This is a genomic window from Dyadobacter sp. HNCC25DJ186 (assembly GCF_056895235.1).
In genome coordinates this window covers 106,119-120,914 of the sequence record NZ_JBXHAS010000005.1, presented here as the reverse complement: position 1 = coordinate 120,914, position 14,796 = coordinate 106,119, and the positions used below count along the sequence as shown (strand labels likewise).

Annotated in this window: 14 protein-coding genes; 7 read left to right on the top strand and 7 right to left on the bottom strand. The window is 41.3% G+C overall.

Annotated elements, in window-relative coordinates; genetic code table 11:
- The first annotated feature begins 64 nt into the window (after positions 1-64).
- A complete protein-coding gene (locus tag AC1XUO_RS16490) occupies positions 65-1,735 on the top strand; it encodes a hypothetical protein (protein WP_483330869.1) in 1,671 nt (556 codons plus the stop codon).
- A gap of 3 nt (positions 1,736-1,738) precedes the next feature.
- Here the strand turns inward: AC1XUO_RS16490 and AC1XUO_RS16485 are convergent, their stop codons facing one another.
- A complete protein-coding gene (locus AC1XUO_RS16485; RefSeq protein WP_483330868.1) occupies positions 1,739-2,965 on the bottom strand; it encodes an RsmB/NOP family class I SAM-dependent RNA methyltransferase in 1,227 nt (408 codons plus the stop codon).
- 334 nt (positions 2,966-3,299) lie between these two features.
- On the opposite strand from AC1XUO_RS16485, the gene AC1XUO_RS16480 reads away from it, so the two are divergent.
- On the top strand, positions 3,300-3,527 hold the full coding sequence (locus AC1XUO_RS16480) for a hypothetical protein (protein WP_483330867.1): 228 nt from the start codon (positions 3,300-3,302) through the stop codon (positions 3,525-3,527).
- Positions 3,528-3,571: 44 nt separating this feature from the next.
- Here AC1XUO_RS16480 and AC1XUO_RS16475 read toward each other — a convergent pair whose 3' ends face one another.
- The gene (locus AC1XUO_RS16475; RefSeq protein WP_483330866.1) at positions 3,572-3,967 is read right to left on the bottom strand and encodes a hypothetical protein; all 396 of its coding nucleotides are present in this window, start codon (positions 3,965-3,967) and stop codon (positions 3,572-3,574) included.
- A 218-nt stretch (positions 3,968-4,185) separates the two neighbouring features.
- Here AC1XUO_RS16475 and AC1XUO_RS16470 point away from each other — a divergent pair, with 218 nt between their 5' ends.
- From AC1XUO_RS16470 to AC1XUO_RS16460, 3 genes are all read left to right on the top strand, one after another.
- On the top strand, positions 4,186-5,781 hold the full coding sequence (locus tag AC1XUO_RS16470) for a carbohydrate-binding domain-containing protein (protein WP_483330865.1): 1,596 nt from the start codon (positions 4,186-4,188) through the stop codon (positions 5,779-5,781).
- 156 nt (positions 5,782-5,937) lie between these two features.
- Positions 5,938-6,675 carry a DNA-formamidopyrimidine glycosylase family protein gene (locus tag AC1XUO_RS16465; protein ID WP_483330864.1) on the top strand — a complete coding sequence of 246 codons (738 nt, stop codon included), beginning with the start codon at positions 5,938-5,940 and terminating at the stop codon, positions 6,673-6,675.
- A gap of 130 nt (positions 6,676-6,805) precedes the next feature.
- Positions 6,806-7,006 carry a hypothetical protein gene (locus AC1XUO_RS16460; RefSeq protein ID WP_483330863.1) on the top strand — a complete coding sequence of 67 codons (201 nt, stop codon included), beginning with the start codon at positions 6,806-6,808 and terminating at the stop codon, positions 7,004-7,006.
- Positions 7,007-7,154: 148 nt separating this feature from the next.
- Here AC1XUO_RS16460 and AC1XUO_RS16455 read toward each other — a convergent pair whose 3' ends face one another.
- The 5 genes from AC1XUO_RS16455 to AC1XUO_RS16435 form a co-directional block, all read right to left on the bottom strand.
- A complete protein-coding gene (locus AC1XUO_RS16455; RefSeq protein ID WP_483330862.1) occupies positions 7,155-9,395 on the bottom strand; it encodes a M28 family metallopeptidase in 2,241 nt (746 codons plus the stop codon).
- Between the two features lie 146 nt (positions 9,396-9,541).
- The gene (locus AC1XUO_RS16450) at positions 9,542-9,922 is read right to left on the bottom strand and encodes a catalase-related domain-containing protein (RefSeq protein ID WP_483330861.1); all 381 of its coding nucleotides are present in this window, start codon (positions 9,920-9,922) and stop codon (positions 9,542-9,544) included.
- 301 nt (positions 9,923-10,223) lie between these two features.
- Positions 10,224-10,940, bottom strand: a complete 717-nt coding sequence (locus tag AC1XUO_RS16445) for a pirin family protein (RefSeq protein WP_483330860.1) — start codon at positions 10,938-10,940, stop codon at positions 10,224-10,226.
- Positions 10,937-11,509: a hypothetical protein gene (locus tag AC1XUO_RS16440; RefSeq protein WP_483330859.1), complete on the bottom strand. Its 573-nt coding sequence runs from the start codon at positions 11,507-11,509 to the stop codon at positions 10,937-10,939. Before AC1XUO_RS16440 ends, AC1XUO_RS16445 begins: the two co-directional genes overlap by 4 nt.
- Positions 11,509-12,243: a dioxygenase family protein gene (locus AC1XUO_RS16435; protein ID WP_483330858.1), complete on the bottom strand. Its 735-nt coding sequence runs from the start codon at positions 12,241-12,243 to the stop codon at positions 11,509-11,511. The genes AC1XUO_RS16440 and AC1XUO_RS16435 overlap by 1 nt, the downstream gene beginning before the upstream one ends.
- A 148-nt stretch (positions 12,244-12,391) precedes the next feature.
- On the opposite strand from AC1XUO_RS16435, the gene AC1XUO_RS16430 reads away from it, so the two are divergent.
- A complete protein-coding gene (locus AC1XUO_RS16430; protein ID WP_483330857.1) occupies positions 12,392-13,192 on the top strand; it encodes a 5'-nucleotidase, lipoprotein e(P4) family in 801 nt (266 codons plus the stop codon).
- Positions 13,193-13,269: 77 nt separating this feature from the next.
- Positions 13,270-14,664, top strand: a complete 1,395-nt coding sequence (locus AC1XUO_RS16425) for an alpha-L-fucosidase (RefSeq protein WP_483330856.1) — start codon at positions 13,270-13,272, stop codon at positions 14,662-14,664.
- The last annotated feature ends 132 nt before the right edge of the window (positions 14,665-14,796 follow it).

Genomic DNA, 14,796 nt, shown 5'->3' with positions numbered 1-14,796 from the left:
TTAAGCGTAATGGTTCCGGATTTTCCGGGACTACGATTTTTTTGTTGCACTTAAATTGTTCGTTATGACTAATTCCTATAGCCTCAGGGCGGGGTATGCCTTAATATTGCTTATTCCGGTATTGACGTTTGGTATTTACGTTTGGCAAAATGCAGTCAATATGCCTTATGCTGATGATGAGGCCTTGATTTACACGCTTAATAACATTCATGACCGTCCGAGCGAACTGGTTCGTAGTCTTTTTTATCAACATAACGACCATAGGATTTTCTTTTCCCGACTGGCAAGTGTGATCATTCATTTCTTTTCCGGGACGATGAATTTCAGAACCATGATCATTTTTGGCTACCTGAATCTGGTTCTGCTTGGACATTCCTTTTTTCTGATTTATAGATCTTTCAGAAAAGACTATTTATTTTTTTTACCTGTCTCCTTACTTCTTTTTTCGCCTATCGTTTATTGCACTCAACTTTGGAGTATCACTTCTTTTGAACAAAGTTTATCCATCGCATTTTCGTTATACAGTCTCTATTTCTTACAGCGGGAAAAACAAAAAATCTGGTATATTTCCCTTCCCTTCGCGATGGCCGCAGCGCTCGCGAATCTGGATGGTATCAGTGTCATTCCAATTGCACTTTTCTGGCTTATGGTGCAGAAGCGGAAGATTGAAAGTCTGATTTTTGGTCTGTTCTCGATTTTATATTGTTACGTTTTTTTCCTGGGATTCAGATTTTCTTCGGCATCTCATTTTCCTGACCTATCACAATTTTTAAGTGTGGTACTTAAAGGATTTGTTGCACTTTGCGGCTCGATCGTGAAGGTGCTGTCGGATTCTCACGGATACCAGATGGCACTTGTTCTGGGTGCTTTTATTTTGCTAACCTATGTTATTTTCACAACATTTAAAATTTTGAAGGTCACTGGTCATGAGAAGGTTAAATATCGGCTCAATCTGACTGAAATATGTTTTTTAAAAGTCCTGGCTTGTGTTGCAATGATTGCGCTGGGGCGATCGGGAGATGATGCCGATGTAATTTTATCTATCCGTTTCCAGATATATTCAGCCAGCATTTTCGTGATGTTCTATCTGTTTGTACTTAACAATCTCCACCAGATTAAACTTGAAAAAATATTTTTTGTGGCATTCCTGACCACGTCTATGACGTTAAATTTGTTGGCCTATGTCAAGTACAAAAATGCTGTGAAGATGCATAACGACGAATTGATTGTAGATAGTTTTAACTATCCGCAGCATGGATTTTTTGTACATCAGTACTTCCAGGCTCCTGATCCTGAAACAACTTTTTATAATCAGTATAACTTTCCGGTGTTTTTTAAAACAGAGGTTGTTTCAAACTGGATTATCCAGCTTCGGAAGCAAAAGGTGGAAGCATCACTGAAAATGGAAATATCAAATAGCTCTTCTGATTTTCCTGCAAGCTTGTATCCCATCGTTCGCTTTGAACTTAGCAAGTTGCCGCCAATTGTTCCACGGCAGCACATTTACTTAGCTTTGTTGGATAGAAATAACAATATACTTTTTATTGCTGTGAGGCCGCCAATTTCCGGATGGATTAACCAGCTATTTGACAGGAATATGCCTGCGCGTTTATTAACAGTAGCATTTCCCAGAAAAATGACAGGCGATTTTTATGACGTGGCGTTGTGCTGGACAAACAAAAATATTCCTCACAGCCTTTTGGTTGCAAGGAATATCAACATAAATCCGAAGTGATACTTATTTGATTCTTTCGAGAAGTGCCATGTAAAATCCATCATAACCTTCGTCCGCAGTGGAGGTGCGGCGTTCATCGATTAATCTCCAACGGTCACCAAATTCCATTACAAAACGGGTCACCTGATTTTCAGATTCAGAAGGCAATAGGCTGCACGTGGCATATACCATTTTCCCTCCTCGTTTTACCATTTTTGAGTAAGTGCTGAGGATATGCCATTGCGTATTTCTGATGGTAGCCAGAAAAGTTGGCTGCAACTTCCACTTGGTATCAGGGTTTCTCCGCAACACGCCCAAGCCCGAACAAGGCACGTCCAATAACAAACGGTCGGCAGTATCAACTAACTCCTTGATCGTTTTATCGGATTTAATTATTCCCGTAGAAAGTATTTTGACGCCGTTGCGTATGGCGCGTTTCTGAAGTTCGTCAAGTTTGTAATTTTCAATATCCAAAGAAATAATACGGCCTTTGTTTTCCAGCAAAGCAGCAATTTGGAGCGTTTTTCCGCCCGCTCCCGCACATGCGTCAATAACAGTCTGGCCGGGGTGAAGATCCATAAAAGGTGGAATGAGCTGTGACCCCGCGTCCTGTACTTCAAAAAAACCTTTCTTGAAACCTTCCAGCCCTGCCACATTCTGCCGTTTTTTCAGTACAAGTGCGTCTGGAATTTCAGGAACAGTTTCAATTTTATCTTCTCCGAAAATCGATACAACTGATTTCAGATCTGATTTTAAAGTATTGACCCGAAGCACAAAAGGAGCCTGGTTATTTAGTGCTGTGATCTCCTTTTCCCATTTATCACCCAATTCTTTTTCACCAACCTCATCCATCCAGTCAGGAATTGACTGGGCTATTTTTCTGGTTTTAAGCCCTTCCTGATACCGGGTTAGAACATCTTCCAGGTTAATTTCATCAAACTCAATCCATTCCGGCAGGATATTATCTGTATCGGTATGGAAATGTTGTGGTTTAATGATCTGCCATACACCCACCATTTTCCAGAAATCTGCGGGTTGGGTAACTTTTGCCAAATGAGCCGAATACTTAATCAGCCGCCACCAGCGAACGATCTCATAAATGTTTTCAGCCAGAAAAGCCCTGTCTCGAGCTCCCCATTTCGGATTCGATTTTAACAATCTTTCAACTACGCGATCTGCTTGTTGTTTATCCGAAAAAATGTGTTGCAAGGATTGAACCGTCGCTTCTATAAGTCCTCTGTATAATTTCAAATTGAAAACAGACAAGTTTGTCTGTATTTAAGTTTTTGACACGAACAATAGCGTTCGTGTTGTAAGGAGCAAAGTTCGGGAAAGTTTCTTTAATATTAGAGAGAAGAACGGAAACAGTGGATATCTGTGAGAATAATTTAAATTTTTCTAAATCGCTGATGGTTTCAGAAACTGGAAAATTTATTATGAAATTCTTGTGGTAGATAAATGCTTTGTTATTTACCCTTGCGTAAAATTTACTTGATCGCTGCCCGCATCTGTTTTTCAAAGTATTTCAACAAAGCTCTGGCACCCTTTTTGATCACAAAAAACATAACCATTTCTCAAAACAACCATGGACAATATAAGTATGCCGGCGGATCACGAACATGTTTTTTTTACGGATCAAAGCGGAACAAGGCGCGAAGGCGTTTACAGAAAAGTTTTAAAGGCTTTTGTTGATACGGAAGACGGGAAAGACCCGGAAGATATCAATAACATATATCTGGAAGACAAAATTGTGGATTGGAAGTATGTCAATAAGGGCAAGGGTCCGGATTCGGACATAATGGTTATTCTATAAAATTTTCACGGAGAAGTTACTATAAATAGCTTCTCCGTGTTTTATTATATGAGGGATATACAGTCGCATATCGCTGTTGATTTTGCTGTCGTGAATTCATGATATATGATTCTACCATCATACTCGAAGTTGGCATAGAGAACCTTTCCGTCGCTGGATACATTCCCATTTAATTGAACTTCAGTTTCTTTGGAGTTTCCTTTTCCATCTCTTGCAATGATTGCTCCTTTTGCCACGAAAGATTTACCTTTTTGTAATGACAACAGGGGAATCGTTACGGTGTAGCCACACCCAGCAAGAATATAACCGTCGCCCTTTTTAGTAAAAGAGGAACAGGAAGAAAACCAGTTTTTATCATTTACATCAGCATCGACTTTTCCTGAATTGCAGCTTTCTAAGGAGACAAGAATCAGAAGGACAAAGGGAAATATCGTTTTCATAATTAAGCAGGTTTTTCTTGATAGACAGATAAGTCTGGCAGATGGTTGTAATCGATATACCAAAATCAGAGACAAGCTTTTCTTTAGCGAAATGCAGTAATAGCGCTGTCCGTATACCATGATGCTTATGCTTAATAAATTTGCATCAAATTTAAAAAAGTCTGCGTAAGGCTATTTAGAAGAATTACTATTCAAAGACACCAATTATAAATTAAAAAATGATTTCCAATCTCAATCCCAAAAATACGCCCGGCGTATTTCAATTCCCCTTATCCCTTTCGATTCAGGGTATAAGTTTGGGTATTGCCAAAATCTTGTTTGTTGTCTTACTCGTTTCCTGTTCAACGGAAAAAGAAGATGAAATTATCGGAGAAACAGGCAACGGTGACACAAGCGCTTCCGTAATTATCGACAGCACGACGGTTTCCAAAGGTACGATAGAAGGCAACACAGGAACAGCGGCTAATGATGACGATATTCTGGCAAACTCAACATTTTCCACGACTGTGACTATTGACTTTGGAAATACGGTTACCATCAACAATCCCCTGGCAGAAAGCGGAGTGACGGTTACGGAAACAAATGGCGATGTCGTTATTACATCTGCTGCATCGGAGGTTGCCTATGAGCTTTCTGGCACTACCAGCAATGGCTCTGTCAAAATCTACAGTGAGAAGAAATATAAGCTGATTCTAAATGGGGTAAACATAACCAACACGGATGGCCCTGCAATTAACTTGCAGTCCGGGAAAAGAGCGTTTTTAGTTTTGGCAGATAATAGCACCAACTCACTGGCCGATGGAATTACGTATACTGCCAGTGGTGAGGAGGATATGAAAGCGACTTTGTTTAGCGAAGGACAGTTAATTTTTAGCGGAAACGGAATTTTGAACGTGAAGGGCAATTACAAACATGCAATTTGCAGCGATGAATATCTCCGGATTGTTAGCGGGAACATCACTGTGACAAGTGCAAAATCTGATGGGATTCATACCAATGATGCTTTTATTTCTGACGGCGGAGCAGTCACGATAACGAGTTCCGGAGATGGGATCCAGGTTGAAGAAGGTTACATAGTGATCAATAACGGAACATTCGATATCAATGTGGCAGACAAAGGAATTGCTGCTTCCTGGGATACAGACGCTACAATTGATCCGTATCTCACCATTAACGGAGGCACCATTACGGTTAATTCCTCTGCGGGAGAAGGAATAGAGAGTAAAAGCATTCTAACGATTAATAATGGAACCGTCGTTGTGAAAACGGCAGATGATGGCCTGAATGCCGGTACTTTTATTTACATCAACGGTGGAAATATTTATGCTTTTAGCAGCTCAAATGACGGTATTGATTCAAATGGACAAATCACAGTAACTGGCGGGAAAGTTGTTTCGGTTGGTGCCGGTTCTCCCGAGGAAGGTTTCGATTGTGACCGGAATACATTTAAGATAACAGGCGGAATTTTGGTCGGAATTGGTGGTGCGACGAGCTCACCAACTGCAAGTGTAAGTACACAGGCATCTGTCATTTTGGGTGGTGGAACAGCGAGCCAAATGGTCAGTATCCAGTCAAGTGAAGGCGCGGAAACACTTACTTTCCTGGTTCCACGCACGTATTCAACCATGTTATTTTCGAGCCCCAAATTGAAAGTAAGCAATACTTATAAAATATTTACTGGCGGAAGTGTTGCCGGCGGTAACGGTTTCAATGGTTTATACACCAGCGGCACTTATTCTGGCGGCACACAATCTTCGACTTTCACTACCAGCAGCATGGTAACGAAAGTTGGAGGGAGCAATGGGCCTGGTTGATATGGTTCATGTTCAATTGAAATGCATGGATGTTGAGGTATTCAATGTTAGTGCTTTTTTTGTTTTCCAGCTTCAAGCTGCGATTTCTGGTCTGATTATTTGATGAAATTCTGCTTAAAGGATTAAATAAACAGGTCCAGCCTAAATACCAGCAAAATGCCCGAAGGTCCATCGATTGTGATTTTGAGACAAGCCATTGAGGAATTAAATCTCAAAGGTGAAAAAATTGAGTTTGCGGAAGGAACCGCAGCAATCGATATGGAAAGACTGATGGCTGAGGAAGTGATCGATTTCAAATCCTGGGGAAAACATTTTCTGATTTGTTTCAAAACCTTCACGTTGCGTATCCATTTTATGCTTTTTGGTTCATACCTGATCAATGAGCGAAAGAAGATGAAGGTTCGGCTAAGTCTTCAATTTGAAAAGGCTGAGCTGAATTTCTATGCCTGTTCGGTTAAAATATTGGAAGAAAAAGCTGCGGAAATTTATGATTGGGAAGGAGATTTGATGGCGGAAGAATGGAATAACAAAAAGGCATTGCAGAAATTAAATAATGCTCCTGCTATGCTCGCCTGCGACGCTTTGCTCGATCAGAATATTTTTTCAGGCTCTGGAAATATTATCAAAAATGAAGTCTTGTTCCGGATACGGGTACATCCGTTAAGTGTTTTAGGTGAACTTCCTGCGGCTAAACGTAAAGCAATGGTTAAAGAAGCGCGTGATTATAGTTTTGATTTTCTGGAATGGAAAAAAGAAAATTCGCTAAAAAAACACTGGCTGGCGCATACCAAAAAAATATGTCCGCGCTGCGTGATCCCCTTCCACAAAGAATATCTTGGCAAAGCAAAAAGAAGAAGTTATTACTGTATTAATTGTCAGATTTTGTACAAATAATAAAACTTAACATGCAATAGTTATCCATCGCAGATACGAAGCTTTTTTACAGGTGGTTTAAATTGCTAGAGTATTTTGTTTTAAAAAATTGTATCAATGTAAACTAGCGGCTACCATCCACTCAAATGAAATGTTTGTGAAGTCTGCTTCTGATTTATTTTTTGTCTGTTTTAACAATGATGCGTTGGGGAATCTTCTGATAAATAAAATCCAGGCGACCGGTTCGCGCAATCGTTACAGACAAGTGATCGACCAGGTGTTGATCCAAATACTTAAACAAAAAGATCTGATTTCTGTATGCAAGGTTAATTACCAGCCAAGTCAGTATTAGTGATCAGCTCGATAGGAATTATTGAATCTGGAAATTGATATTTAGACGGCTGAAAATAGCGGCCAAGATCATCCGGAAAATGCAGATCTGCTTTCGGCTAAGTTGATTTCGTAGACGCAAGCAGATCTGAAATTTGCGAAATCCTGAATTATTTTAACAAAGCAGTTGCCTTATCAATTTCAATGCTGAAAGATTTCAACGCATCACTCACACGCTGGATACCGGATTCAGCTTCTGTCCAGTTTTTTTGTTCGATGGCTTCGCGGATCATGGGTAATGTTTTTACACCATAACCGGTATAAAATCCGGGAGCATAAATCTGATGTTTGTACCAGGGGCGTCTTGGTAAACCCTCCTCGTTGATCAGAACACGTTCTGTTTTGTATAAAATCTGGTTAAGCTGTGCCAGTTTTTCGGCTGGAAGCGTCGTCATCTTACTGCTCGCTTGTGCGTAACCGGCGGCGCTTTTTTCTAATAGGGCAAGTGCATTTTCCAGTGGAGCAAAGTTCAGGAAAGGGACCGAAACCATTTCTTTTGGTTTGGTAAAAGGCTCTTTCGGGTCAGCAGCGATTTCAAAACGATTTTCCTTTACCAATTTGTTATGGTCATCTGATCTCATCCGCGCCGCTTCAAGGTCTCGTTTTATCTCAGTCGCATAAGTCTGGACTGTATTTGAAAAATTGCTGAAATCGAAAGGAAGTACTTCTGCATTTGCAAATCTTAGAACGGACCGTCCCATGGTTTTGGCCAGTGTCGCGCCATAAGCGAAATCGCCATCTTTGAACCGGACATAATTGTCATAAGAATCGTAAATGGAGTGGTAATCACCACCAGCATCCTCACCGCCAAAACCTAAGTTGATGGAGGCAATGCCCAAATGCTGGATGAAGGGTGTATAATCTGATCCTGAACCAAGCGCGCCGATACGCACATCGTTCCTTGTTTTCGCGTCCTGTTTGGCCGTGGGACTGCCCTCGACCATCATTCTGGAACGTAATCGATCAATAATCGGGATATTTCTTTCAGGATCGATAACGTCTCTGCCAACCTGATTTAAGAATTTTTCCAAAGTGTGGGATCCGCCGGCACCTAAAAATCCACGTCCGTTTCCATCTGTGTTAAGGTATACCACTGTCTTTTCCGACAAAGTTTTTTTGTATTTTTCAACCCATTCTGTGGAGCCCAGCAAACCTGGTTCCTCTCCGTCCCACCAGCAGTAAACGATTGTTCTTTTAGGTTTCCAGCCGGTTTTTACCAGTTCTCCCAATATTCTGGCTTCTTCCAGTTCTGCAACTGCGCCGCTTACAGGATCGCTCGCACCAAACACCCAGGCATCATGGTGGTTTCCACGCACGATCCATTGGTCAGGAGATTCGCTGCCTTTCAGGGTTGCGATGACGTTATATGCCGGAACGATATCAAAGTTAAATTCAAGTTTCAAATGCACCTTTGCCGGTCCCGGACCGACGTGATAGGTGATCGGTAAAGCGCCACGCCAGGAAGCAGGTGCAACCTGACCGCCAAGTGCTCTTAGCAACGGCAAAGCATCACCATAGGAAATAGGCAAAACCGGAATTTTCATCATGCTCGGCGCATCTTTTACGGACAAACGTTTATTGTCTTTATCAGCAACAAATCCGTTTGTTAGTGGATCGCCGGGCGCTAATGGTAAATCCACGACGGAACCGCGCTGTGCTCCTGCGTCGTTTTTAAAGGGACCTTTTGGATAAACTTCTCCCTGGAAATAACCGTCTTCCTTTGGGTCAGAGTAAATAATGCAGCCGATCGCTCCATGTTCATAAGCGACTTTTGGTTTGATACCACGCCAGGAATTACCATATTTAGCAATGACTATCTTCCCTTTGACGTCAATGCCAAGTTTTGCCAGTTCTTCATAGTCATCCGGAATTCCGTAGTTGACAAAAACAAGTTCTGCCGTCACATCGCCATCAGCAGAAAACGCATGATAGGGAGGTAGTACATCTTTTGTTTGTGCGGAAGTTGCATCTTCTTTTACCGCACGTTCTGTGAGCGAAGCTTTAAATTTTGAAGGTTCCGTCAATTCCAATATTCTTATTTTGGGCGTCGGAAATAAAACATGGACGGTATCCAAATGTGCCTCAAATCCCCAGGAAGTCAGTTTGTCTCGAAGAAAAAGTGCATTGTTTAATCCATAAGCAGACCCAAGCTGGTGCGGATAGGCAGTCATTCGTTTCATCCAGTCACGCAGGTTATTGACCTGCACCTGTTTATCAAATGACGTTTCCAGTTCAATTTCTTTTTTTGCGGCATCTGCCCCAAAGCCGATCAGAGATTGTGCAAAAACCGGACTTAGTAAGATTTGGGAAAATAGAAGTACAGGAAGTGTTTTTCTGAAAATGTGTTTCATAAGCGGAGTGAAAATTAGATTCAGGTAATGGGTATTCCTAATATAGTGATAATTAAGAACCCAATCTTCTCAACTCCGGAAATTCATATTATTGATATGATTATTTTAATTTTGAACGTGCCAGACCGATAATTCTGCCTAAAGCATTATTGCAATAACACTGATGAAATCCTGACGTTCAGTCCGTATGCAACATCAAGCGCCAGTTTGGTATCAATTTTGAAAAAGCGGCCTATTTTTTGTTTTAATATAAATTCGCTTTCAGGTCCTTCAATGCGTTTCATGGCCCGGATGATATTTTGAACCAGATTTTCTCTGTCGCCAGCGGATAACATTTCTCTGAAAAAAATACCTGAAAGCCGGAAGTTCTGGTCGTCCTCGCTGAAACAATTCGCCACATTAAGGCCCATCAGCAACGAAGTGTTTCGTTCCTCTGCGGTGCCGTTGAAGCAGTTTCCCGAACATTGATCCTGACATTTTACTTTCTCCTGAAAGACTTTGGGTTCCGGTTTTGTAATTGTATTCATTGTAGTGTATTTAATTTCCCGTGAAACAATCAGGTATATTACCATTTAAGAGACAATACAAAGTTATCTTACCCCTATCCTCAAACCGATTGCTTTTTTAAGGTAATTATGGTACAAATCACTGTATTTACTCACTCATTATTTACGCGTCAGCTCTTTATAGCTTATACGGTGTTTTTAATACGATAGATTCAGTAGAGGATAAAATTTATTTTTAGATACAAAATGCCTGCCAGAAAATGATCTGACAGGCATTTTTATATATAAATATTTTGTTTTAGCCGCTGTTCCGGTTATCTGGCTAGTCAATTTTTACTTCCATAATCAGTATAATGGCGTCATTCGAAAGGGCTTCAAATTCGAGTTCTTCCAAATTCAATAACGACAAGCCGTCACGGGCTTCCAGCAAACGATTCTGGACTTCAAATGCACCTTCAATAATAAAAACAAAAATTCCGTTATCAGGCTTGTTAATTTTATAAATGCCTTCTTCCCGGCCACCATATTTTCCAATGTACCCATAAGTCTCCTGCTGAATTCGTAACCCTTCATTTCCAGGCGAAAAAAGCGGGATCAGCTGATTGCGATTTTCAAGATTAAAACGTCCTTCCTGCGTTTTTGTGTGCAATTGCGGTTGATTATTTTTCAGCCTGATCTGTATATAATTGACAAGTTCCTTCTCATAGGGATTCCATATTTGATAATCCACAGGTTTGTCCGTAGAAAAAATCTGAAACTGGCCTGCCTCCAAATGTCCCGTTTCACCTATACTATTTTGAAATGCAACCGCTCCTACAACCGGGATCAAAATAGACTCCGTATTTTTTTCAAGCTTCATAACCAAACTTTTCCCTCCTGCCAGCGTATCGTCGTTCAATGTTTCCAGACTTCCAAAAGGTGCCCTGGATTTTTCCTGGTAAGACCCGAAATTGAACGTATGAAAACTTCGGAATTCAGATAACTGAAAAATGCCTCGTTGACCAGCCAAATATATTTGCCCTTGTGTTTGCGCGATCATGACGGACTATTTTCAGATGTTGGTAAGGGATAATCTTTCTCCTGAAAGTCAGCCTGCATACCCAATCGTATGCTGGAAATATTCAGATAAGGCTGTGGGCCAATGAGTTCAGTTTCAACTTCCAACCCGGATTTTAAAGCTTCCCTTTGATCACCATAAGCGACCAGTAATTTACCGTCCAGCGTATCAATCCAGGTGATGGGCTCACTGTAAAAATAAATCGCCACCTTATGTGCAGATTTATCTCTGATGTCAGAATGTATGATTTCAAATTTGAAACGTTTGAAAGGCAGGCATAATTTACCATACACATTGGCAATATCCGGAACAATCTCGTTCAGCTGACGGATATAGTTAATCGCCGCCGTGCTGACCATGTAGGTCATGTTACCCGCAGCCGGTATTTTGTCAGAAATTTCCTGAAAAGTATGATATCTGCCGTCCTGTGTGTAAGTCTGAGCCTGCATAAAAAACTCCATCCACGTATCTTCAAACACATATCTGTCCCAGGCTTTCTCTGAGGAAGCATCGATGATTTTTCTATAACAGAGCTGAATTAATCCTTTCATTATCCGTTTACAACGATCGTATGCGTTAATACATAGCCATCCGCAACGCTGCCTGTGAATGAAGCCAGTTCTGTTCCTACACCATCTCCGAAAACATTGTCACTGCCATTTGTAGTATCCTGCAAACCATGACTTTTGTAAACACTCTGCGCATAAACGGTATTATTAATAGTCTGGTCAAAAGCAATTTGGGTTACCAAAAGCGAATTTCCTGAACTGCTGTAAATATGCACGTGGATATGCGGTGCCCGGCCCGAATACCAGCCCGGATAAATGCTCGTAAAAGTTACCAGGCCGTTTGCATCCGTTGTCTGTCTGCCTCGCAGGAAATGAACACTGGTAAAATCGGTAGACTGCATACCCGTTCCGCCATACTCCGAATAATTCCCTCCGGCATCGCAATGCCAGATATCCACAATCGCATTGGCCTGTACTGCACAGCTGTTATTCTTATTCTGGATCGTGATTTTTACAGTAAGTTTCGTTCCGCTACGGTCGGAAGTGATATCGGTCATGACCAGGGAACCAGGTGTTTTAGTCGGAAAGGGTCCAGCTGTTTCCGAAGCCGTCGTCGTACAAGAGCCCGTTGTAGTTCCGGTTGTTGTACCCGTTGTCGTCTCAGTTGTGGATTCAGGATCGACAGTATCGCTGTTGCATGCACCAACCATCGGCAGGATAAAGGAAGTACCTAACGCCGACAAGAAACCTCTTTTTAAAAATTCTTTACGTTCCATAAGTTAAACAGTTCTGGTTTTTTAATCATTACGCCTCAAAGCAAAAGGTTGTTGCCAAAATCGGATAATTTTAGGTAAAGCGGTGGAATGTTGCGGTAAATTCGGAGAATTATGAGCAGCCTTCGGAATAACTTATTTACTTTGTCCTATGAAAAAAGTCTTCATTTTAATTGCAGCGGCAGCGTTAGGATGCTCCACTTCCAAACAGTCTGCTGTTAGTTCCAGCAATGGGTTGAACCTGACAGCTGATGGAAAGTTATTCACAGCATTATTTCAACAGCGCGCCGCAGAATATAAAGCATTATGTTTCCAGGCTTTCAATATCGCACATCTTCGCGTCGACGAAGCTTTGGAGCAGCCGCAAACAAAACCTCTGGCGATTGTAACCGATATCGATGAAACCGTTTTAGATAACAGTGCGTATGATGTGAAACAGTCGCTGGTCGGGAAAGATTATGAGCAAAAATCGTGGGAACAATGGACCGGACTTTCAAAAGCCGATACAATTCCAGGCGCTTTATCTTTTTTGAAGTACGCAGCTTCAAAAGGTGTTAAGATATTTTATCTGACGAACCGTGCAGAAGCTGAACGTAAAGGAACTTTGGAAAATCTGGTTCGTTTTGGATTTCCTGACGCGGTTAATGATCATCTGATTTTAAAACAAAATGTATCGTCCAAGGAATCACGGAGGCAAACCATCGCGCAAACACACAACATCATGATGCTGATGGGCGATAATCTGGCCGATTTCAGTATTTTATTTGATAAAAAACCGGAAGATGAAAGGATAAAAAATACCTACGCTTCGGCTTCCGAGTTTGGCAAACGGTTTATAGTTTTACCAAATCCTGTTTACGGAGATTGGGAAAATTCCGTTTATCAATACAACAACAAGCTGACAACCGCACAAAAGGATTCGATCATTAAAAGTGTCCTGAAGAGCTACTAGTTAAAACTATAATTGACCCAACCCTGACTATTTCCTGACCAAACTTGACAATTCCCTATAATCCAAACCATACTCCTATGCTAAATCGTTTTTTCATATTACTGATTCTTCTTGTTCCAATCGCAGCCCAATCCCAGAATGCGGTAATAAGTGCAAAACCTTTGAGCCAGCTCCAGCAGGAATTTATTGATCTACGTTTTGGCATGTTTATTCATTACAATATTCCGACTTATATGGATCAGGACTGGCCTGATCCGGATGCTTCTCCGGCCATGTTCAATCCGACAAAACTGGATTGTAGCCAATGGGCAAAAGCGGCGAAATCAGCGGGGATGTCTTATGGTTGTCTTACAACAAAACACCATAGCGGATTTTGTATCTGGGATACTAAAACTACCGATTACAGCGTCATGAATAGTCCGCTGAAACGAGATGTGGTAAAAGAATATGCAGAAAATTTTCGGGATAATGGTTTAAAGGTGATGCTTTATTATTCCATTTTGGATACGCATCACAAACTTCGTCCGGGGCATATCGAGAAAAAACATGTTGATATGGTGAAGGCGCAGCTGACCGAGTTGCTGACCAAGTATGGAGAAATTTCAGCGCTAATTATTGATGGCTGGGATGCGCCATGGTCCAGAATTTCCTATGACGATGTGCCGTTCGAAGAGATTTATACTTTGGTAAAAACCTTGCAGCCAAATTGTTTGCTGATGGACCTGAACGCGGCGAAATATCCGAAAGAAGCGCTGTATTACACCGATATCAAATCCTACGAACAAGGCGCCGGCCAACATATCTCGAAGGAGACAAATCAGCTCCCTGCACTTTCCTGTCTGCCGATTAATAGCGCCTGGTTTTGGAAAAAATCCTTCCCGGACGCTCCGGTGAAAAATCCGGTTGATCTGGTTAATAATAATCTGGTTCCATTCAACCAGGCCTACTGTAATTTTATTTTGAACGTAGCCCCGAACCGCGACGGACTTATTGACGACAATGCGCTGAAAGCTTTGGAACAAATGGGAAAGGCCTGGAAAAAGGGGAATGTGCCAAAACTGGGTAAGTTCGATGCACCGATTATTTCTTCCAACATCGCCAAACATCAACCTACAAATTCGAGCTGGAGTGAGGATATGGATATCATGGATTTTGCCAATGACGATAGTTTTACAACATCCTGGAAATCAAATAAGGAAGTAAAAAGTCCCTGGTTTGAGATTGATTTTGATAAGGACAAATCATTCAATATGATCACGATTGCACAAGGTGGAAATGCGGAGATCAAAAAATATCGGGTGGAATATTTTGGCGACGGCGGCTGGAAGTCAATTCAGACGGTTGAAAATCCTGAAAAAATAAAAACCCTTCGTTTCGACAGGGTTTGGGGTGGAAAGGTCAGGATTATGATTGATGAGTTCACAGCTGCGCCGGCATTGGCCGAGGTTGGTGTTTATAACGAAAGAAGATAATTCAATTAAATTCCGAAAGTCCGTTTATCCTTTTTTAGGGGTAAACGGGCTTTTCGTTTTAATCAAGATGATTTTAATCATGAATAAGGCGAATTGAAATCAATTTTTCTGTTGCCGCTTAGATATAGTTTT

What these genes read in the sequence shown, in the direction of transcription:
- AC1XUO_RS16470 (WP_483330865.1), top strand. Translation starts at nt 4,186, where the DNA reads ATGATTTCCAATCTCAATCCCAAAAATACGCCCGGCGTATTTCAATTC.
- AC1XUO_RS16440 (WP_483330859.1), bottom strand. Translation starts at nt 11,509, where the DNA reads ATGAAAGGATTAATTCAGCTCTGTTATAGAAAAATCATCGATGCTTCC.
- AC1XUO_RS16490 (WP_483330869.1), top strand. Translation starts at nt 65, where the DNA reads ATGACTAATTCCTATAGCCTCAGGGCGGGGTATGCCTTAATATTGCTT.
- AC1XUO_RS16475 (WP_483330866.1), bottom strand. Translation starts at nt 3,967, where the DNA reads ATGAAAACGATATTTCCCTTTGTCCTTCTGATTCTTGTCTCCTTAGAA.
- AC1XUO_RS16445 (WP_483330860.1), bottom strand. Translation starts at nt 10,940, where the DNA reads ATGATCGCGCAAACACAAGGGCAAATATATTTGGCTGGTCAACGAGGC.
- AC1XUO_RS16465 (WP_483330864.1), top strand. Translation starts at nt 5,938, where the DNA reads ATGCCCGAAGGTCCATCGATTGTGATTTTGAGACAAGCCATTGAGGAA.
- AC1XUO_RS16450 (WP_483330861.1), bottom strand. Translation starts at nt 9,922, where the DNA reads ATGAATACAATTACAAAACCGGAACCCAAAGTCTTTCAGGAGAAAGTA.
- AC1XUO_RS16480 (WP_483330867.1), top strand. Translation starts at nt 3,300, where the DNA reads ATGGACAATATAAGTATGCCGGCGGATCACGAACATGTTTTTTTTACG.
- AC1XUO_RS16455 (WP_483330862.1), bottom strand. Translation starts at nt 9,395, where the DNA reads ATGAAACACATTTTCAGAAAAACACTTCCTGTACTTCTATTTTCCCAA.
- AC1XUO_RS16460 (WP_483330863.1), top strand. Translation starts at nt 6,806, where the DNA reads ATGTTTGTGAAGTCTGCTTCTGATTTATTTTTTGTCTGTTTTAACAAT.
- AC1XUO_RS16430 (WP_483330857.1), top strand. Translation starts at nt 12,392, where the DNA reads ATGAAAAAAGTCTTCATTTTAATTGCAGCGGCAGCGTTAGGATGCTCC.
- AC1XUO_RS16425 (WP_483330856.1), top strand. Translation starts at nt 13,270, where the DNA reads ATGCTAAATCGTTTTTTCATATTACTGATTCTTCTTGTTCCAATCGCA.
- AC1XUO_RS16435 (WP_483330858.1), bottom strand. Translation starts at nt 12,243, where the DNA reads ATGGAACGTAAAGAATTTTTAAAAAGAGGTTTCTTGTCGGCGTTAGGT.